This is a genomic window from Halovalidus salilacus (genome assembly GCF_031852275.1).
Taxonomy (GTDB): domain Archaea; phylum Halobacteriota; class Halobacteria; order Halobacteriales; family Natrialbaceae; genus Halovalidus; species Halovalidus salilacus.
The window spans coordinates 2,098,082-2,116,975 of record NZ_CP134700.1 but is presented as its reverse complement, the minus strand read 5'-3'; the positions used below and the strand labels follow the sequence as shown (position 1 = coordinate 2,116,975).

Annotated in this window: 18 protein-coding genes; 12 read left to right on the top strand and 6 right to left on the bottom strand. The window is 66.9% G+C overall.

What is annotated here, in order from left to right; all coding sequences use genetic code 11:
* Positions 1-5: 5 nt before the first annotated feature.
* A complete protein-coding gene (locus tag RJT68_RS10560; RefSeq protein WP_407036520.1) occupies positions 6-1,097 on the bottom strand; it encodes an AI-2E family transporter in 1,092 nt (363 codons plus the stop codon).
* A 92-nt stretch (positions 1,098-1,189) separates the two neighbouring features.
* Complete coding sequence (locus tag RJT68_RS10555; protein ID WP_407040356.1) at positions 1,190-1,969, bottom strand: ZIP family transporter; 780 nt, start codon at positions 1,967-1,969, stop codon at positions 1,190-1,192.
* Between the two features lie 626 nt (positions 1,970-2,595).
* Between RJT68_RS10555 and RJT68_RS10550 the strand changes: the two genes are divergently transcribed.
* The 4 genes from RJT68_RS10550 to RJT68_RS10535 all read left to right on the top strand — a co-directional run bounded on the left by RJT68_RS10550 (position 2,596) and on the right by RJT68_RS10535 (position 5,536).
* A complete protein-coding gene (locus RJT68_RS10550; RefSeq protein WP_407040355.1) occupies positions 2,596-3,378 on the top strand; it encodes a formate/nitrite transporter family protein in 783 nt (260 codons plus the stop codon).
* 213 nt (positions 3,379-3,591) lie between these two features.
* Positions 3,592-3,759, top strand: coding sequence for a hypothetical protein (locus RJT68_RS10545; protein WP_407036519.1), 168 nt, complete (start codon positions 3,592-3,594; stop codon positions 3,757-3,759).
* 2 nt (positions 3,760-3,761) lie between these two features.
* The gene (locus RJT68_RS10540) at positions 3,762-5,267 is read left to right on the top strand and encodes a glycosyl hydrolase family 28-related protein (protein ID WP_407036518.1); all 1,506 of its coding nucleotides are present in this window, start codon (positions 3,762-3,764) and stop codon (positions 5,265-5,267) included.
* Positions 5,246-5,536 carry a hypothetical protein gene (locus RJT68_RS10535; RefSeq protein WP_407036517.1) on the top strand — a complete coding sequence of 97 codons (291 nt, stop codon included), beginning with the start codon at positions 5,246-5,248 and terminating at the stop codon, positions 5,534-5,536. Before RJT68_RS10540 ends, RJT68_RS10535 begins: the two co-directional genes overlap by 22 nt.
* On the opposite strand, the gene RJT68_RS10530 is transcribed toward RJT68_RS10535, so the two are convergent.
* Positions 5,533-6,267, bottom strand: coding sequence for a hypothetical protein (locus RJT68_RS10530; protein WP_407036516.1), 735 nt, complete (start codon positions 6,265-6,267; stop codon positions 5,533-5,535). The two genes, RJT68_RS10535 and RJT68_RS10530, sit on opposite strands and share 4 nt — an antisense overlap.
* 224 nt (positions 6,268-6,491) lie before the next feature.
* Between RJT68_RS10530 and leuS the strand changes: the two genes are divergently transcribed.
* The 3 genes from leuS (at position 6,492) to RJT68_RS10515 (ending at position 10,457) form a co-directional block, all read left to right on the top strand.
* The gene (leuS, locus tag RJT68_RS10525; RefSeq protein ID WP_407036515.1) at positions 6,492-9,203 is read left to right on the top strand and encodes a leucine--tRNA ligase; all 2,712 of its coding nucleotides are present in this window, start codon (positions 6,492-6,494) and stop codon (positions 9,201-9,203) included.
* A gap of 56 nt (positions 9,204-9,259) precedes the next feature.
* On the top strand, positions 9,260-9,739 hold the full coding sequence (locus tag RJT68_RS10520) for a HalOD1 output domain-containing protein (protein ID WP_407036514.1): 480 nt from the start codon (positions 9,260-9,262) through the stop codon (positions 9,737-9,739).
* Between the two features lie 139 nt (positions 9,740-9,878).
* On the top strand, positions 9,879-10,457 hold the full coding sequence (locus RJT68_RS10515; RefSeq protein ID WP_407036513.1) for a DUF420 domain-containing protein: 579 nt from the start codon (positions 9,879-9,881) through the stop codon (positions 10,455-10,457).
* A 46-nt stretch (positions 10,458-10,503) separates the two neighbouring features.
* Here the strand turns inward: RJT68_RS10515 and RJT68_RS10510 are convergent, their stop codons facing one another.
* Complete coding sequence (locus RJT68_RS10510; protein WP_407036512.1) at positions 10,504-11,277, bottom strand: ABC transporter permease; 774 nt, start codon at positions 11,275-11,277, stop codon at positions 10,504-10,506.
* Positions 11,274-12,299 carry an ABC transporter ATP-binding protein gene (locus RJT68_RS10505; protein ID WP_407036511.1) on the bottom strand — a complete coding sequence of 342 codons (1,026 nt, stop codon included), beginning with the start codon at positions 12,297-12,299 and terminating at the stop codon, positions 11,274-11,276. The genes RJT68_RS10510 and RJT68_RS10505 overlap by 4 nt, the downstream gene beginning before the upstream one ends.
* Positions 12,300-12,590: 291 nt before the next feature.
* Between RJT68_RS10505 and RJT68_RS10500 the strand changes: the two genes are divergently transcribed.
* The 4 genes from RJT68_RS10500 (at position 12,591) to RJT68_RS10485 (ending at position 15,240) form a co-directional block, all read left to right on the top strand.
* Positions 12,591-13,547, top strand: coding sequence for a TIGR03557 family F420-dependent LLM class oxidoreductase (locus RJT68_RS10500; protein WP_407036510.1), 957 nt, complete (start codon positions 12,591-12,593; stop codon positions 13,545-13,547).
* A 49-nt stretch (positions 13,548-13,596) separates the two neighbouring features.
* Positions 13,597-13,824, top strand: coding sequence for an antitoxin VapB family protein (locus RJT68_RS10495; RefSeq protein ID WP_407036509.1), 228 nt, complete (start codon positions 13,597-13,599; stop codon positions 13,822-13,824).
* Positions 13,821-14,210 carry a PIN domain-containing protein gene (locus RJT68_RS10490; RefSeq protein WP_407036508.1) on the top strand — a complete coding sequence of 130 codons (390 nt, stop codon included), beginning with the start codon at positions 13,821-13,823 and terminating at the stop codon, positions 14,208-14,210. Before RJT68_RS10495 ends, RJT68_RS10490 begins: the two co-directional genes overlap by 4 nt.
* 124 nt (positions 14,211-14,334) lie before the next feature.
* Positions 14,335-15,240, top strand: coding sequence for a hypothetical protein (locus tag RJT68_RS10485; protein WP_407036507.1), 906 nt, complete (start codon positions 14,335-14,337; stop codon positions 15,238-15,240).
* Between the two features lie 535 nt (positions 15,241-15,775).
* Here RJT68_RS10485 and RJT68_RS10480 read toward each other — a convergent pair.
* Complete coding sequence (locus RJT68_RS10480) at positions 15,776-17,623, bottom strand: acetyl-CoA carboxylase biotin carboxylase subunit (protein ID WP_407040354.1); 1,848 nt, start codon at positions 17,621-17,623, stop codon at positions 15,776-15,778.
* Positions 17,624-18,078: 455 nt separating this feature from the next.
* Between RJT68_RS10480 and RJT68_RS10475 the strand changes: the two genes are divergently transcribed.
* Positions 18,079-18,873, top strand: coding sequence for a class I SAM-dependent methyltransferase (locus RJT68_RS10475; RefSeq protein WP_407036506.1), 795 nt, complete (start codon positions 18,079-18,081; stop codon positions 18,871-18,873).
* Positions 18,874-18,894: the final 21 nt, after the last annotated feature.

Here is an 18,894-nt window from a genome sequence, read left to right as displayed (position 1 = left end):
ACGACTCAGGTCGACAGCGTCGCACTCGCGAGCCGCGGGAACACCTCGTGGGCGAAGTGGACCGCGAGAACGACGACGATCGGGCCGAGGAACAGCCCCCACCAGCCGAACGCCAGCGTGCCGAGGAAGTAGCCCAGCAGGACGAGCCCCATGTGCACGCCGCTGCGCGCCGAGAGGAACGACCGGGCGAAGAAGTCGGGGATGGTGTCGACGACGGTGAACGAGAGGACGAAGAAGGCGACCGGTTGCCACAGCGGCATCGGCGTCGAGAGCGCGAGGCCGAGGATGTAGAGCCCGTACGGGACGTAGACGATCTTCATGCCGACGGCCGGAACGAGGGTCCCGATACCGATCAGGACGGCGAGCAACACCGGCGTGGCCACGACCGTCCCGCCCGAGGCGACCACGTTCAGCCCGAAGTAGGTGATCGCCGCGATGGCCGCGGCGACCCCGACCACCAAGAGGTTCCCGACGAAGATCGTCTCGAGGTCGTCGTCGACGGCCTCGAGGAACGAGAGGACGTCCTCGTCGTCGTCGAGGCTCCGGGAGAACCACCGATTGAGCTTCCAGTCGTCGCGCAGCAGGTAAAAGAGGAACACGATCATGAGCGAAAAGCGTACGAGTACGGTGACGACGAACCCCGCGACCGTCGTCAACCGATCGAACGCGCCCGGGAGGCCGCGTCTGACCGCCGACGTGATCGACCGCCCCGTCTCGGACCCCAGCGTCTCCCGCAACTGAGCGACGTTTCCGTTACGAACCACCGCCAGGTACGGATCGAGTCTCGAGCGATACGCCTCGAGATCGCTCGCGGCGAGGAACTGATCGAGTTCGTTCAGCGCGACGAAGCCCGCGTACCCGACGATCGCGAACATCGGGAGGATGACGAGGAGGATCGTCGCCGTCGTGGCGACGTTCGGGTGCCCCACGTGGCGCTCGAGCAGTCGCTGCAGCGGCCGAGTGGCGTAGTAGAGGAAGATCGCGAAGAGGAACGTCCCGATATAGCGGGCGAGGGCGACCGCGATTGCGAGGGCGATGACCAGACCGAGGAGGGTCCAGAGGATCCGACGGCCGTTCCACTCGCGGAACGCGCACATGGATGTCCGTACGATGGCGGTACCCAAAAGGAAACGGCGTGAATCTGCACGAGCGGACCGCGACGCGGTCGATCGGTTCGCGGCGTCGACGGTTAGACCGCGAGTAACAGGAGGCCGTAGCCGGCGACGCCGACGGCGAACGCCCAGAACCGGCTTCGACGCTCCGACGGGAGTTCCTCTTTCATCACGTTGAGGATGACGCCGCCCGCGAGGAACGCGAACAGGATCGCGACAGAGAACTCGCTCACGGTCGTCGCGTAGCCGACGCCGATGCCGAGGAAGACGGCCCCGGCGAGCAGCCAACGGCCGTACCGGTGGTAGGATCGTCCGTGGTGCTCGCGAAGGCCGAAATCGTTAACGACGAAGTGCAGCGCCATCGCGACGAAAAAGAGCGTCAGGCTCGCGACGCCCGGCTCCTCGCGGTGGACCAGCAGGTAGCCGATCAGGGCGTTGTAGGCGGCGAACGACGTCGCGTGGAGCCAGAACACGCCGCTCGGCCAGGATTCGGACCGCTCGGTCGTCGCGCTCGCCGACCATTCCGGTCGGCCGGACGATCCGCCGTCAGACCTGGAGGGTCCGTGCTCGCCGCCCGAATCGACCGCGGTCCGTTCCCTGACGAATCGCTCGAGACCGTAGAAGGCGACGAACCCGGCGAGCGTGACGAGGTAGACGTGCCGGTCGACGGTCGCGAGGACGGTTCCGCTCTCGTCGATCGCCTCGGCGGCCGCCCCGACCTCGGGGAGGACGTGGACGAAGACGTACGCCACCGAGACGCCGCCGGCGAACGACAGCCACCGACTGCGCGGGACCGCCTCGAGAAATCGGAGCCGACCGGCAAGCAGGTGGACGAGGGCGAGACCGAGGGCGAACACGGGTACGAGTACGGGGACGAGGTCGACGGTACCCGGTTCTGAAACCCCCTCCTCCGCGACGAGCGCGAACGCGCTTCCGCCGGCGATCACGTTCCGCCGTACGGCCCGCGGCTCCTTTGATCCGTTGCAGGCGACGGCCCTGGTCGGCGCTCGCTTCGCCGCCGCGAGCGTCGACGACGCAGTCGTCCTGCTAGCCGTCGTCGACGACGAGGAGGTGGTCGACGCCGACCTGGAGACGGACGGCGTCGAGGTGGGGGAACGTGCAGGCACAGAGGCGACCAAACCGATCGACGGTGTCGCGTTTCGTCACCGCCCCGACCGCGGAGCGACTCGAGGACCTCGAGTGCGACCTCGGGATCGTCGCCACGGCTAGAGAGTAGGGGAGCGTCGGGTGTGTGCCGAACTCGCACGAAAGTCGCAAGGCCTACGTCGCCGGTTCGCGTTCGTTCGACCATGGGCTGTCGACGAGTCGGACGGACGGCTCGACGGACAGGTGTTCGAGCAGAGGGGATACCGTGAGCGAGGAGCGCTCGAAGCCCGGCTCCGACGCCGACTCGTCCGCCGACTCCGTTTCCGGGACCGGGTCCGACGCGTCCGGCGGTCAGCAGGGGGTTCCCGAAGGCTCGATCGTCACCGAGCAGACCCCGACGCCGGAGATCCTCGAGTCGCTGATCGACAGCGGCTTTCACGAGATCCACCGCGAGACGACCGGACTCTTGCTCTCGGGGTTCTCGGCCGGCCTCGACATCGGGTTCGGTCCGCTGTTGATGGCCGTCGTGCTGACGCTCTCCGAGGGCGGCTACGGCGACCTGCGAACGGAGGTGTTGCTCGCGAGCGCGTACTCGGTGGGCTTCGTCTTCGTCGTCATCGGCCGGTCGGAACTGTTCACCGAGCACACGACCGTGGCGGTGATGCCCGTATTAGACGGTCGTGCGTCCTACCGCGGGCTGGCCCGGCTCTGGGGGCTGGTCTACGTCAGCAACGTCGTCGGCGGCGCGATGTTCACGCTGCTCGTCGTCACCATGTTCCCGGATCTCGGCGTCGCCTCGCCGGAGGCGTTCGCCGACATCGCGCACAAACTGGTCGATCACGACCTCGACTGGCTGTTCGTCGCCGGGATCTTCGCGGGCTGGCTGATGGGGCTGCTCGCCTGGCTCGTTTCGGCCGCCCAGGAGACCACGAGCAGGGTCCTGTTCGTCTGGCTCGTGACCGCCTCAATCGGCATCCTCCACCTCCCCCACTCCATCGCGGGGAACGTGGAGGTGCTGTTCGGCGTGTTCCTCTCGCCCGAGGTTTCGGTGCTCGACTACGCCAAATTCCTCTCCCTCGCGACGCTCGGGAACGCCGTCGGCGGCGTCGTGTTCGTCGGCCTGCTGAAGTACACGCACGTCGTCCGCGGCGGCCAATGAGGCGGCCGCCGTCGCCCCGTCGCCGTCACGCCGTCGCGGGTTCGACGTACACTGCGGCCACGCGTTCGTCTCTACCGCCATCGTGGGGAGGCGGAAGGAATCGCGGACGAATCGGTGAGCGTCCACGGACCACCGTCGCGCGTAACTGTCCCGTTTCAGCGTCGGTGGCCACTACCGGAACGTTCATATCATATTTGTTTATACTCCGAATCCATGAGCGAACGAAAACTGCGACGACGGGAGCTACTACTCGCGGCGTCCGGCGGTTGTACGGTGCTCGCGGGGTGTTCCGAGGGCGATCCGTCCGACGCTTCCACGGAAGCGGCGTCCGTTCAGGAAGGATACGGCGCGGCCTACGGACTCGAGTACGGGGCGAACTGAGGATGGCGGGAAAAACGCCGCGACTCGGCCTCGGAACGTACGACCGGGGGGAGGAGTGGGACCACACCGACACCGTCGAGGCGGTCGACCGACGCGCGATCGTCCACGGGCCGATCGCCGACCGGCCCGCAGCGGGCGAGTACGACGACGAACTGTACCACGCCACAGACCAGGGGATCACTTGGCGGTGGGACGCCTCGAGCGAGGATTGGGTTCACTTCGCCGGCCGCGGAAGCGCCGAACGGCCGGTTCCGGACACGAGCCACTTCGAAACGACGCGTACCGTCCACAACCGAACCGCACAAACGCCGGTGTGGAACGTCGAAGCTCACGGAATCGAGGGGGACGGCGAGACCGAGGTCGGGGAGGCCGTTCACGACCTCCTCGACGCCGTCGATCGTGCCGGCGGCGGGATCGTGTACTTCCCGCCCGGTCGGTACCTCCTCGAGCGAACGCCGCTGATCGGCGACCACACGGTCGTTCGCGGGGCGGGGCCCTCGACCGTCCTCGAGGGACCGCGGCCGGACGGCGATGAGGGGCGAGCGCTGCTCTCGAACAAGGGCTACGACGCGTCCGGGTACGGCGGCGCGTCGAACTGGGCCGTGTGCGACGTCCGAATCGATTCGCCAAACTCGAACGGGATCCTGCCCGCGCACGCGGCGAACGTCAGACTGGAACGCATCCACGGCGACCGCATCTACTACCACCACGTCGACGTCGTCTCGTCGAAGAACGTCACCGTGGACGGCTTCCTGGCGACTCGAGGGGGCGACGGCGATTCCAACGCGCCGATCCAGTTCGATACGCAAAACGCGAAAACGGCGGCCAACGGCGTGGTGGACGGGGACGGCTACGCGACCGCGACGGACGACGACACGTCGACCAGGAACTGCACCCTCAGGAACTTCGAGATCGATCCGGCGAACGACCCCGACTACGGCGTCCACCTCCACCGCGACGGCCACGAGTCGATCGCCATCGGAGACGGATACGTCACCGGCTGTCGACACTCGGCTATCAGGGCCGATACCGGCGGCTCGGTTTCCGATCTCACTATCGAGCGCGTCTCCTGTATCGAGAACGCGAGGGGGATCTCGCTCGGCTCCCTCGAGCGCGGCCGACGCGAGTTGACGATCAGTACCGTCACGATCAGGACCGACGACGACGCGCTGGCCGACGGCTCGGGGCTGTACGCGAGCGGATTCGACCACGCGTCCGTCTCGAACGTGACCGTCGACGGGTCGTTCACCAACTCGATCATTTTCGACGATATGGACGACCTGAAGCTGACCAACGTGACCGCGACGGGAGCCGACCACCAGGCGTTTCGCTTCCGGGAGAACGTCGACGCCACGCTCACGACCGCTCGAGCGGCCGACTGCGGTACCGTCGGCGTCTTCGTAGGGCCCGGGTGTCGCGTCGCGTACGGCGGCGTCAGGTTCGACAACGTCGGAACACGGGAAGTCGTCGAGGGCGAGACCCGGGAGTGGATCGCGTCGTCGGCGTGAACGGCGAGGTGGCGACGAAGGACACACTACGACGGTCACCGGTGGTCGTTCGATTCCGATTCGAACCTGTTCCACGCCGTTTCGTTCCCCCCGCCGTCCCCCGTTTCGTTGCCATCGCCACCGGCTCCAGATTCGTTTTCACCGTCGCCGTCGGCGGTCTCGTTGTCACCGTTCCCGTCGTTCGAGACGTTGCCGTCGCCACCCTCGTCGGTCTCGTTGCCACCGGCATCGTCGGTTTTGACGATGATGTCGGCCAGTCCGGCCGTTAGCCTTCGTCGTCGAACGGTTCTCCTTCGAACGGCCCACCGTCGTCATCGCCGTCGAACTGTCCGGATTCATCGTCACCGTCTCCCTCGTCGAACGGCCCTCCGTCTTCGAACGGCCCTTCATCCTCGACCGGATTCTCGTCGCCCTCGAACGGGTTTTCGTCGCCCTCGACCGGGTTCTCGTCACCCTCGAACGGGTTTTCGTCTTCGACCGGATTCTCGTCACCCTCGAACGGATTTTCGTCTTCGACCGGATTCTCGTCACCCTCGAACGGATTTTCGTCCTCGACCGGATTCTCGTCCTCGAACGGACCCCCATCGTCTTCCGATCGGCCCTCGTCGTCGTTACCGTTCGAATCGTCCTCGGATCGATCGTTCCCGGCGTCGGGTTCGTCCGCGGAGCGGTCGGTATCCGATTCGGTCTCGTCGGCGTCATCGCGTTCTGGCGTCGTCGACTCGGATTCACCGCCGTCGGCGGACTGGTTGCCCTCGAGGTCGGCTTCGGAATCGTTTCCGGTTTCGTTCCCCCGTTCGGAATCCGCGCCCTCGCTCGAGGAACTTGCGTTCGTCCCGTCGGACTCGTCGTCCGCCGGACCGCCACCGGCCCCGTCGACGTTCGGAACCAGCGCCGGCATCACGACCGAGGTCACCGCGGCCATCGTGAGCAGGACGACGACGACGATGGCCAGGGCCGAAATCCACGACGTGCTGGTCTCGGTTGGGGAATCCGACATGCTCTCGACCGTCACCTCGAGGGCGATGCGCTTTGTTAAGCGGAGCCCACAGTTGCCGTTCGGAAAGGAGACGGCGGGACGACGCTTGCCGCCGACCGCGCCGGTACGTCCCGTCGACGGCGGACGGCCGGCGGTGGTCCTCCGTTCGACGCGGATTCGGCCCGACCATCGGCCGAACAATGATATACCCGGCACCCCCACTGCAGGTAACGAATCCCTCGAGAATGACGACGCACTACGATCACGCGCAGGTCAAGGAGTTCTGGCAGTACGTCTGGGAGCGCGACGACGTCTATCGGCTCCCGGACGACGCGACGGACCCGACGTACGTCCTCGGGATGTTTCCGTACACGTCGGGGACGTTGCACATGGGCCACGTTCGGAACTACGCGATCACGGACGCGTACGCCCGGTATCGGCGGATGCGCGGGGACGACGTCCTCCACCCGATGGGGTGGGACGCGTTCGGCCTCCCGGCGGAGAACGCCGCATACGAGCGGGCGAGCGACCCCGAGTCCTGGACCAACGCGTGCATCAGGCGCATGCGGGAGGAACTCGAGACGCTGGGCTTCGGCTACGACTGGTCCCGGGAGATCACGACCTGCGAGCCGTCGTACTACCGGTGGAACCAGTGGCTGTTCCGGCGGTTCTACGAGGCGGGGCTCGTCGAGTACGAGGCGGCCGCCGTCAACTGGTGTCCGGACTGCGAGACCGTCCTCGCGGAAGCGCAGGTCGAAGTGCGAGGCGCGACCGGAGGGGGTGACGCGAGGGAGGGCGCGGGTGCGACCTACGACGGCGGAACGCGCGTCTGCTGGCGCTGTGAGACCCCCGTCGACCGGCGCGAACTCGACCAGTGGTTCTTCACGATCACCGACTACGCCGAGGAACTCCACGAGGGGCTCGAGGACCTCGAGGAGTGGCCCGAGGGCGTCAGGGAGATCCAGCGGAACTGGATCGGCCGCCAGGAGGGGACGAAAATCGCGTTCGACGTGGCGGGGGGCGACGTGGGGGACGAACCCGCGGTCGACGTCTTCAGTACCCGGCCCGAGACGATCTACGGGGCGACGTACCTCGCGCTATCGCCCGGCTATTCGCTGGTCGACGACCTCGCGGCGGCCGACGACGACGTGGCCGAGTACGTCGAGTCCGTCCGCGAACGCCACCCGAGCGACGTGGGGTACTCGGGCGTCCGAACCGACCTGACGGCGATTCATCCCCTCACGGGCGAGGAACTGCCGGTGTACGTCGCGGGTTACGTCCTCGAGGACGTCGGAACGGGGGCCGTGATGGGCGTTCCCGCGCACAACGAGCGCGATCGCGCGTTCGCCCGCGAACGCGACCTGCCGATCGAGCGGGTCATCGTACCCGAAGGGGACGCCGAACCGGACGCGTCCCACCCCCCGTACACCGGCGAGGGCGTCCTGACGAACAGCGGCGAGTACGACGGCCTCGAGACCGAAGCCGCCCGCGAGCGACTCGTCGACGAGCGCGACGAACTCGAGCCCGACGTCACCTACCGCCTGCGCGACTGGCTCATCTCGCGACAGCGCTACTGGGGGACGCCGATCCCCGTCGTCCACTGCGACGACTGCGGGCACGTCCTCGTGCCCGAGGAGGACCTCCCCGTCGAACTCCCCCAGTTCGTCCGCACCACCGGGAACCCGCTCGAGGAGCGCGAGTCGTTCGTCGAGACGACCTGTCCGGAGTGCGGCGGACCGGCCGAGCGCGAGACGGACACGATGGACACGTTCGTCGACTCCTCGTGGTACTACCTGCGCTTCCTCTCGCCCGACCTCGAGGACGCGCCGTTCGACGTCGATCGGGCGAACGAGTGGCTCCCCGTCGACGTCTACGTCGGCGGCGACGAGCACGCCACCCTCCACCTGCTCTACACGCGCTTCGTCGCGCGGGCCCTGGCGGACCTCGGCTTGCTCGAGGACGAGAACCGGGAGCCGATCGAGCGGCTCATCAGCCAGGGGACGGTCCTCTACGAGGGCGAGAAGATGTCCACCTCCAAGGGGAACGTCGTCGCCCCGCGGGAGTACGGCGCGGAGACGACGCGGCTGTTCGTCCTCTCGGCGGCCCACCCGGAGCAGGACTTCGAGTGGACGGCGAACAACGTCCGCGGCGCCTACGACCTCCAGCAGACCCTCTACGGGATGGCGACGGACTTCATCGAGGCGACCGAGACGCGCCTCGAGCGCGGCCCGCACGACGAGTACGTCGACCGTGAGATCGACCGAACCATCGTCGCCGTCACCGACGAGTACGAGCGCTTCCGCTTCCATCGGGTCGCCACCGAGATCCGAGAACTGGCCCGCCTGCTCCGGCGCTACCGCAAGTATCGGACCCCCCACGGCGAGGTCTACCGTCGCGGCCTCCTCACGCTCGCCGCGCTGATCGCGCCCATGGCGCCCCACCTCGGCGAGGAGCTGTGGAACAAGCTCCGGGGCGAGGGCCTCGTCGTCGAAGCCGGCTGGCCGGAACCGACGAGCGACGTCGAGAACTACCGCCTCGAGCGTCGGCTGGTCGGGTCGACGCTCGAGGACGTCCGCGACATCGTCGAGGTGGCCGAAATCGACGAACCGGAGGCGATCGAGCTCGTGGTGGCCGAGGGGTGGAAGTACCGGGCGGCGAACCGGTACGCCGAGGGCGACGATCCCTCGACGGTCGTCGATCGAACGCTCGAGGACGACGCAGTCGACGTCGGCCCCGAGACGGTGGGGGCGTTCGTCGCCGACCTCGCGTCGAACCGCGGGGAACTCGAGGACCTCGACGCCGAGCGCGAGGTCGCCATCCTCGAGCGGGCCGCGTGGCTGCTCCGAGACGAGTTCGACGCGACGGTAACGGTGCTGCGAGGAGACGAGACGGGTGACGACCGCGACGACCTCGCGGCGAAAGCTCGACCGGGTAAACCCGCGATCCGGATCGACTGAGCGACGGCGTCGCGGGCACCCACCGACCGCGCATCGTCGACCGCGTCGGCTCGCTGATGGTGCGCGTCGACTCACCGCTCGATAAATCCCACACAGGCGGAGGGAAAATAACGTCGGACGCCACGATCGGCCAACGCGTCCGCCGCCGGAACTTCGATGGTGAAGGTCAAATCGGCCGGCAGCGGGCCCCTTCGGGCCGACAAAGGACAGTTTTATTTTACAGGGATCGAAAGCGCGAGTACAGGATGATGTCGGGGGGCGACAGTGCCGATTCGACGCTTCGGACAGTACCCAGTCAGGCGGTCGTCGAGGCCGTGGCGGACGCAGAGGGCGTGGCGCCGCGTGACCTGTGCCCGCCCGAGTACGAACCGTTACACGACGTTATCGATCCGGAAGCGCTGAACTCGCTCTTCGCCGCCAAAGGAAACGGATCGCCGCGTCCTGGCGGGAGCGTCTCGTTTTCCTACTGTGACTACCGCGTCACCGTCGAGGACGGCGTCGTCTCCCTCGAGCAGGGGTCGGAGACGCCGGAGTAATCGGGAGACCCCGATCGCGAACGGGCGTCGACCGTCGGCCTCTCGCCGACTGACGCGGCGACGTCGGAGGGCGAAGGGTCGTCGACGCCGACGTTCGCGAAGAGCAAGACAAAAACGTTCGCCCTCCGAACGGCCGACAATGGCAACCGCGAACGCGGGACGACGGCTACGCGAGCGACCCAAAACGGCGACGGTCGTCCTGACGATCGTCGGGTACGCGCTCGTCATCGGGACGTTCCTCCTCGATCTACCGATCTATCCGGACCTGACCACCGCGCAGATCAATCTCCTCACGCACGCGATCGCCGCGATCAACTCCACGGCCACGGTGTTGCTCGTCCTCGGCTGGTACTGGATCCGCGCCGGCGAGGTCGAGAAACACCGACTGGCGATGACGAGCGCGTTCGCGCTGATCATGCTGTTCCTCGTCGTCTACCTGATCCGGGTCGGCGGGGGCGGCGAGAAGTACTTCGAGGGACCGCAACTCGTCTACTACGCGTACCTGATCATGCTGGCGATCCACATCCTCCTCTCGATCGTCTCGGTGCCGGTCGTCCTCTACGCGCTGATCCTCGGGCTGACGCACACCCCGTCGGAACTCCGTCGAACGGCCCACGCACGCGTCGGACGGATCGCCGCCGGCTCCTGGATCCTGAGCCTCGTGCTCGGCGTCGTCACCTACCTGTTGCTCAATCACGTCTACGGCTACTCGTTCTGATTTCTCCCCCCGCGAGAAGCGGAGGCTCGCCGGCGACCCGTCGGCGTCAGTCGGTCCGCGGGATGGACCGCGCGCCGAGTGCGAACGCGACGGCGGCGAGGACGATGAGGATTCCGAGGTTCGCGATCGACGGATCGACGCCCGCGAGTGACTGAGCGGCCGCGTCGGGGTACGTCGCCGCGCGGACGCCGCGGGCGAAGTAGGTCAGCGGCGAGAGGTTCACGAGCGGTTCGAACCACCCCGGAAGCTGCTCGAGGGAGATGAACGTTTCCGAGAGGAACAGCAGCGGGAGCCCGATCGCGTTGCTCGCGGCGATCGCCCCGTCCTGGGAGTCGGCGTAGCTGCCGAGCAGCGCGCCGACGCCGCAGAAGCAGACGACGCCGACGAGCACGTACGGGACGAGCAGCGGTGAGAACGCGATCTCCGCGCCCGTGAGGAGGACGACGAGTCCCAGGATCAGGAGGCTCGCGAGGCCGATGATGACCGCGTTGACGAGCGTCTGGGCGAGCAGCCACTCCCCGCGGGACAGCGGCGTGGTCGCGAGCTTCTCGAAGCGTTTTCCCTCGCGGTGGCGGGAGACTTCGCTGCCCATCCGAGACAGGGGCGTGAAGAGGACGACGACGGCGAGATACCCGGGCACGTAGTACCCCGGCGGTTCCGCGAACAGCCCCCCGCCGGTCGGGTCCGTCCGCACGAGTGCGCCGAAGATCACGATCAGGATGATCGGGAAGAAGAACGTGAAAAAGACGGCAGTGCGCCGACGGACGAACGATCGCCAGCCCGTGCCCGTCTCCGCCCCGACGCGACCGAGCCGGCTCACCGGTCCCCACCCCCGTTCCCGGTGGCTCGAGCCGGCTCGGTCGTTTCGGACGCGCTCGTCGCTCCCTCCGCGCCGATTCCGGATCGATCGGTGCGCACGAGTTCCGCGTCGTCGGCCAACGCGAGGTAGACGTCCTCGAGGTCTGGCTCGGACCACGAGAGGCCCGTGTACTCGACGCCGCGGGACTCGAGTGCGTCGACGACGGAGCCGATCTCCGTCGGCCTGACGTCGCGGACCACGATCCCGGTGCGACCTCGCTCGAGTCGCGCCTCCAGCGCTCGCTCGATCCCCTCGAACCGATCGTTCGACGGGTCCGACCCAGCGTCCTCCGCCAGTTCGATCGTCAGGCGGCTCGAGCCGCCGTGTTCGGCCACAAGCGACTCGGGCGTTCCGCTGGCGATCAGCGAGCCGTCGGCGAGCAGGCCGACGCGGTCGGCGAGGCGTTCCGCTTCGGCCATGTCGTGGGTGGTGAGCACGACGGTCGTGCCGGCGTCGGCGAGGTCCTCGACCAGGCGCCAGACGGTTCGCCGACCAGCCGGGTCGATCCCCGTCGTCGGCTCGTCGAGGAAGAGCACGTCGGGATCGTTGACCAGCGCGCTACCGACGCACGTACGCCGCCGCTGCCCGCCGGAGAGGTTCTCGTACCACGTGTCGCCCGCGTCCGCGAGGCCGACGTCGGCGAGCACCGCCTCCGGATCACGGGCCTCGTCGTAGAGGCCGGCGTAGTAGGTGAGCAACTCGCGAGCGGTGAGGCGGTCCGGCGGCGAGAAGTCCTGGGGGAGCACCCCGAGGCGGTCGCGATCGACGGCGGTCGGCGCCTCACCGAGCACTCGAGCCGACCCCGAATCGAGTTCGGTCGTACCGGTGAGCGCGCGGACGAGCGTCGTCTTCCCCGCCCCGTTCGGCCCGATGAGGGCGAACACCTCGCCGCGTTCGATCGAGAGGGAAACCCCCGAGAGGGCGACGGTGTCGCCGTAGGACTTCCGGAGGTCCGTCGCCTCGACGACGGCTTCGGCTTCCATACGGGCCGCTATCCACCGGTGTCGGGTAAGCGGTTCGATTCCGGCGTTCCGTTCGCGCTCGAGGACCCGCGGTCCGACCCGCCGCGTCGCAGCCGAAGTGTCCTCGAGTTCCGTCTACGCACCCCGATCCCGCTCCCTCGAGCCGTTTCATCGACTTCGATCCGTCCCAGGATCGCGACGGTGGAGCGACGATCACGCGCAGATCGTCGCGAGTCCAGCCTCGAGGGACACCGACGGAGCGGCGCTCGCAGGGCCAACGGTTAGGGATGCCACGGCTGTGGAGTGTCCACGATGGTCCAACTCGGATACACCCTCTCGAGCGAGGAACACGGCCCGAACAAACTCGTCCGCGTCGCGCGTCGGGCCGAGGAGGCGGGGTTCGACTTCCTCTCCATCTCGGATCACTTCCACCCCTGGATCTCCCAGCAGGGTGAGTCGCCGTTCGTCTGGTCCACCCTCGGGGCGGTCGCGGAGGCGACCGACGAGATCGAGGTCGGCGTCGGCGTCACCTGCCCGACGATCCGCATCCACCCGGTCAACGTCGCCCACGCGGTCGCCACTGTGCACGAACTGTTCGGCGACCGGTTCACCTTCGGCGTCGGGACGGGCGAGAACCTGAACGAGCACGTCACCGGCGAGCGCTGGCCCGAACACGACGTCCGACTCGAGAAACTGGACGAGGCGATGGACGTGATGCGCGCGCTCTGGACGGGTGAGACGACGAGTCACCACGGGAAGCACTACACGGTCGAGAACGCCCGCCTCTTCACGTGCCCCGACGAGCAGCCCACGACGATCGGGAGCGCGTTCGGGCCGAAAACCGCCGAGTGGGTTGCCGAGCGCACCGACGGCCTCTGGTGTTCCGGCCCGAAGTCGGGTCCGGTCGAGGCCTACGAGGACGCCGGCGGCGACGGCCCGAAATACTCCCAGCTACACGGCTGTTACGCCGAGACAGAGGACGCGGCGATCGACACGATCTACGAGCAGTGGCCCAACGGCTCCCTCCCGGGGGAACTCGGTCAGGAGCTGCCGACGCCGGCTCACTTCGAGCAGGCCGCCCAGCTGGTCGAGAAGGAGGACATCGCCGAAGCCGGGACCACCACCGATCCCGATCCGCAGGCGCATATCGACAGCATCGAGCAGGCGATCGACGCTGGCTACGACCACGTCTATTACCACCAGATCGGTCCGCAGCAGGACCTCGCCATCGAGTTCTACGAGGAGGAAGTCCTGCCGTCGTTCCGGTGACCGAACGCGGGTCGACGCTGCGGAAGTTGTTCCGACGACGGGGCGGATTTTGACCGTACCAGCGTACCACGAACGATCGAAGCGACCCCTCCGCAGGAACGAAAGCCTCAGTGACGTCGTCCGACGGCTGACCGAAGGGACGTCACTCGAGACGTACTACGGTGCGTTGAGCGAGGAGACGGCGGACGAACTCGAGGAGTTCATCGCGGAGCGACGGAACGAACGAGCGGGTGAACATCGCGAGCGCGTCGAACGCATCGCGGACGCGTTCGAATGATCCTCGACACTTCCTTTCTCGTCGACGTTCTCCGCGGCGACGACTCCGTGAAAGCGGCGGTGCGGACCGTCGACGAGCGCGGACCGGTGCAGGTGAGTTCGGTCACGATGATGGAACTTTGGGAGGGAATTCACTACGCGGATTCGTCCGAGCGCGAGCGTGCGGTGGTTCGAAACGCCCTCCGAGACCTCCGAGAGGTGCCGTTCGATCGTGACTGTGCGATGGCCGCCGGAGAGATCGCGGCACCGTTACAGCAACGCGGATCGCCGATCGAAACCGCCGACGTCATGATCGCCGCCACCGCGCTCGCTCACGACGTTCCCGTCGTGACGAACAACGTCGATCACTTCGAGCGGATCGACGAACTCGAGATACTGACGTACTGACTTCGGACTTCGACGTGCGATGCGCACGGATCCTCACGGTCGAATCATCGATTCGTCGAGGACGTGTACCGCCGTTCGGGTATGATAACAGCTAATACATTCCTTTACAAATATGTGTTGAGCTATGCGAAAAACGCGCGTCGCGGTTCTGGCGGTGCTGGCGATGGTGCTCGTGGGTGGGTGCCTGGATACGTCGGTCACGACCGAAGTCGGAGCCGACGGGGACGTAGAATCGATGGAGACCGCGTTCGAGGTCGACGCCTTCACGTACACCCTCCTCGAGGAGAGCGCGAAAGAGGAGGGGTACGATTCTCTCGAGGAGATGCTCGAAGACGACGCGGGGGCGGACTACGAGAATGACGAGGTGGAGTCGATCAACGCCTCGACCGAGCAACTCGAGGACGGGGAGTACCGGATCGCACTCACCGCGACCGACGTCGACCCCGACGCGATCGACGAACTCGAGATCACGGTCGACGGCGACACGATCCGGTACGAGGACACGAGTTTCAACGGCAGCAACCCGTTCGGATCCGAATTCGGTGAGTTCGAAGACGACGCGTGGACCGATGACGGACTGGAAGACGAAGGGGCGTACGACGGTGGGGAGAACGACGAGTGGACCGACGAGAACTGGAGTGAAGACGAGTGGGGAGACGATAACTGGAGTGACGACGAGTGGGCCGAAGACAACTGGAGCGACGACGAATGGTCCGACGACGAATTCGGAGAACTGTTCGACTTCGAGATGGCCGTCGAGTACGTCGTGGTCATGCCCGGCGAGATTCAGGATCACAACGCCGACGAGATCAGCGACGACGGAACGACCGCGACGTGGGAGTTTACCTTCGACGAGGATGTCGACGACGACTCGTTCGACGAGGAGATGGAGTCCCTCTACGTGGAGAGTACGATCGACGAGGGAGCCGAGGGTGCCGACGGCGATTCGATTCCCGGATTCGGCGTCGGCGTCGCCGCCGTTTCGCTACTCGGAGCCGCGATCGGCGTTCTCCTTCGCGGAGACAGATAGCGGTAGACGCAAATTCCGGTGACGAATCACGATCGGCTCGCCGGTTCGAATCGGCGTCGCTCGAGGCGAAAAACGATTCCGATCGACCGTCAGCGACGGTCGATCGACTGACTGCTGAGGGGTGTCGCGTCCCATTCCGTTCGCGGTGTCGGGACGGTACGGACTCGAGCACGCGGACGCGGAGATCGAGCACGGACATCCGCGTACGACGCGAGGTCGTTCGTCGACGGTCGCCACCGAATGGCTCGGCAGGAGGTGGCGACCACCCGGTTCGGAACGGGTCCGACGTTCGACGGTCTCCGCGTGCACCGGCCAATCGTCTCGGGGTTTCCTTCTGCGTTCTCCCGAATCGGTTCGGGTCGGGGGCGAGCGAACGACCGATAGCTCTCCTTCGAAAAGTACCGCCCGCTCGAATCGGCGACGGAAATGGACCCACCGGTCCGACGGTGCGCCGAGTTCGGTCATACCGTGACCGGCGGGGACCTCTGGGTGGTGCGCTCCTCGAGGACGACCGGAGGAATTCTCCCGTGGCGGGTCACTCGAGGACGACCAGCGTGTCGCCCATGTCGACGCTTTCGCCCTCCTCGACGGCGATCTGGGAAACGGTGCCGCCGCGGGCGGCGAAGATGTCGTTTTCCATCTTCATCGCCTCGAGGACGACGAGCACGTCGCCGGACTCGACCTCGTCCCCTTCGTCGACCTCCACCGAGAGGATCGTGCCCTGCATCTCGGCGTCGACGGTCTCGCCGCCTTCGACCTCGACGCTCCCGCCCCCGGAGTCGGCGCTTCCGCCCACCGACTCCGGTCGCTGGGCGAACGAGTTACCGCCACCGCCCGCGCCGCCGGTCGGGATCGCCGGCGCGCCGCGCTCCTCGAGTTCGACCTCGAAGCGCTTCCCGTTGACCTCGACGGTGAACTCGCGCTCGACGACGTCCTCGTCCTCCCCGTCGCCGCCGGTCGCGTCGGGTTCCGGCCCCCACTGCTCCTGGGCGTCCTCGATGCGACTCCTGTCGATCTCCTCGTCGAGGTACTTCGTCGTGTGTTTGCCGGCGACGAACGTCTCGTCGGTGAGCATCAGCCGGTGGAAGGGGATGATCGTCACGATCCCGTCGATCCGGTACTCGCGAAGCGCCCTGAGCGAGCGCTCGATGCACTCGTCGCGGTCCTCGCCCCAGACGATCAGCTTCGCGATCATCGAGTCGTAATCCGTGACGAGTTCGTCACCCTGGCGAAGCGCGTCGTCCAGTCGGACGCCGACCCCGCCCGGCGGATCGTACGTCTCGAGTCGACCGCCGGTCGCGGGGGCGAAGTCGTTCGCCGCGTTCTCGGCGTTGATGCGGAACTCGATCGCGTGTCCGTCGAACTCGACGTCGTCCTGGTCGAAGTCGATCTCCTCGCCGGCGGCGATCCGAATCTGGCGCTTGACGATGTCGAGGCCCGTGATCTCCTCGGTGACGCAGTGTTCGACCTGGATCCGGGTGTTGACCTCGAGGAAGTAGAAGTTCGCGTCGGGACCGAGGACGCCCTCGCGATCGGGATCCTCCTCGACGAGGAACTCGACGGTCCCCGCGTTGGTGTAGTCGGCCGCTGCGACGCCCCGACGAGCGGACTCGCCGATCTTCTCGCGCAGTTCGTCCGACAGCGCCGGCGAGGGGGCCTCCTCGATGACCTTCTGGTGTCGCCGCTGGAGCGAGCAATCGCGCTCGCCGAGGTGACGGACGTTGCCGTGCTCGTCGGCGAGGATCTGTACCTCGATGTGGCGCGGTTTCTCGAGGTAGCGCTCGAGGTAGACAGAGGGGTTGCCGAAGTAGGCTTCGCCCTCGCGTTTGGCGCTCTCGAGTTGGTCTTCGACCTCGCTCTCGTCCCAGACGACCTTCATGCCGCGACCGCCGCCGCCTCCTTCGGCCTTGATGGCGATCGGGTAGCCGTGTTTCTCGCCGAACTCCTCGACCTCCTCCGGTTCGGCGACGGGTTCTGTCGTCCCGGGGACGATCGGAACGTCCGCCTCCTTCATGATCGTCCGGGCTTTGGTCTTCTCGCCGAGCGATTCCATGGCGTCGCTCGAGGGGCCGATCCAGGTGATGCCGTCCTCGGCTTCGACCTTTCGGGCGAACTCGGCGTTCTCCGCGAGGAAGCCGTAGCCGGGGTGGATGGCGTCGGCGTCGGCCTTCCGGGCGGCCTCGATGACGGCCTCGTGGTCGAGGTAGGAGTCGGCGGCCCGCGCCGGCCCCACGTTGTACGCCTCGTCGGCGTACCGGACGTGCCCCGAATCCTTGTCGGCGTCGGAGTAAATGGCGACGGTCCCCACGTTCAACTCCTCGCACGCACGCATCACTCGGACGGCGATCTCTCCACGGTTGGCGACGAGAACCTTCCTGAACATTCCTGCTAGAACCGTCATGGGGGACCTACCTTACTTTTTCGCAACGGGTCGGTTCCCGGGGACCGTTCCGCGCTCGAGACCGTTCGCTCCGGCGGTTCGCGGTTACTTCTCGCGTCGATGCGTCTCGAGCCGCCCTCGGTTGCGAGCCAAAAGCCCACCACGGAAGGTAAGCTCGCCAGCGTACCGGCACGTACTGGTGGGTGCGAGCCTCTGAGGACGTCGGTTCGCCGCCTCACTATTCGTATTTCATCCTCGACCCTCGTTTACGTACCCGATGGCGGTCGCTACTCGTTTATCGAGCGACGTCCACCGCACCTATCGTGCGAGAGAGTGATGGCCGGGCCGCCCGTCCGGATTCGGTTTTCGGACCGGGCGAGCATATTCGGGAGAACGATAACCACCGAAGGCGGCGACGTTCCAGCCGCCCGTGCTTCGACGGCGGGCCTCGACCGACGATGACCGAAAAATCGACCTCGATCACGAACCAGCCGGCTCACCGACTGCTCGCCGCGCTCGGAAAGCGAACGCTCCGGCCCGGCGGCGAAGAACTGACGCGCAGGTTACTCGCGACCCTCGAGATCGAGACTGGGGACGACGTCGTCGAGTTCGCACCCGGCGTGGGATCGACGGCACGCCTCGCGCTGGCGCGGACCCCGAACTCGTACACGGGGATCGAACTGGATCGGGAGCGAGCGGCGGCGCTCCGGACGGAACTCGAGGACGCGGCCCCCGATCGCCTCGGGCCCGAAGTCGTCGTCGGAAACGCCGCCGATACCGACCTTCCTCGAGCGTCGGCCGACGTCGTCTACGGGGAGGCGATGTTGACGATGCAACCCGACGCCGGGAAACGGGCGATCCTCGAGGAAGCCGCACGGCTGTTGCGACCCGGCGGCCGGTACGGGATCCACGAACTCGCCCTCACGGACGGCGTCGACGACGAGACGGCGGCCGCGATCGGTCGGGAAGCCGCGCAGGTTGCCAACGTCCGTCCGCGGCCGCTCACCGAATCCGGCTGGGTCGATCGCCTCGAATCTACGGGCTTCACCGTGACGTGGCGGGCCGTCGAGCCGATGGCGCTCCTCGAACCGCGACGGCTGCTGGCGGACGAGGGGCTCCCCGGTGCGGTACGGATCGGATACAACCTGCTCAGGCGTCCGCTGGCCCGAACGCGAGTACGATCGCTGCGGCGATTTTTCGAGCGGTACGACGGGGAGTTGACGGCGATCGCGCTGGTCGCAGAGCGGTCCTAACGGAACGGTGCCAAAATCGTT

Coding starts and splice junctions, on each gene's coding strand:
- RJT68_RS10480 (WP_407040354.1), bottom strand. CDS start 17,623: ATGTTCAGGAAGGTTCTCGTCGCCAACCGTGGAGAGATCGCCGTCCGA.
- RJT68_RS10500 (WP_407036510.1), top strand. CDS start 12,591: ATGGTCCAACTCGGATACACCCTCTCGAGCGAGGAACACGGCCCGAAC.
- RJT68_RS10490 (WP_407036508.1), top strand. CDS start 13,821: ATGATCCTCGACACTTCCTTTCTCGTCGACGTTCTCCGCGGCGACGAC.
- leuS (WP_407036515.1), top strand. CDS start 6,492: ATGACGACGCACTACGATCACGCGCAGGTCAAGGAGTTCTGGCAGTAC.
- RJT68_RS10505 (WP_407036511.1), bottom strand. CDS start 12,299: ATGGAAGCCGAAGCCGTCGTCGAGGCGACGGACCTCCGGAAGTCCTAC.
- RJT68_RS10540 (WP_407036518.1), top strand. CDS start 3,762: ATGGCGGGAAAAACGCCGCGACTCGGCCTCGGAACGTACGACCGGGGG.
- RJT68_RS10475 (WP_407036506.1), top strand. CDS start 18,079: ATGACCGAAAAATCGACCTCGATCACGAACCAGCCGGCTCACCGACTG.
- RJT68_RS10560 (WP_407036520.1), bottom strand. CDS start 1,097: ATGTGCGCGTTCCGCGAGTGGAACGGCCGTCGGATCCTCTGGACCCTC.
- RJT68_RS10545 (WP_407036519.1), top strand. CDS start 3,592: ATGAGCGAACGAAAACTGCGACGACGGGAGCTACTACTCGCGGCGTCC.
- RJT68_RS10530 (WP_407036516.1), bottom strand. CDS start 6,267: ATGTCGGATTCCCCAACCGAGACCAGCACGTCGTGGATTTCGGCCCTG.
- RJT68_RS10515 (WP_407036513.1), top strand. CDS start 9,879: ATGGCAACCGCGAACGCGGGACGACGGCTACGCGAGCGACCCAAAACG.
- RJT68_RS10485 (WP_407036507.1), top strand. CDS start 14,335: ATGCGAAAAACGCGCGTCGCGGTTCTGGCGGTGCTGGCGATGGTGCTC.
- RJT68_RS10520 (WP_407036514.1), top strand. CDS start 9,260: ATGGTGCGCGTCGACTCACCGCTCGATAAATCCCACACAGGCGGAGGG.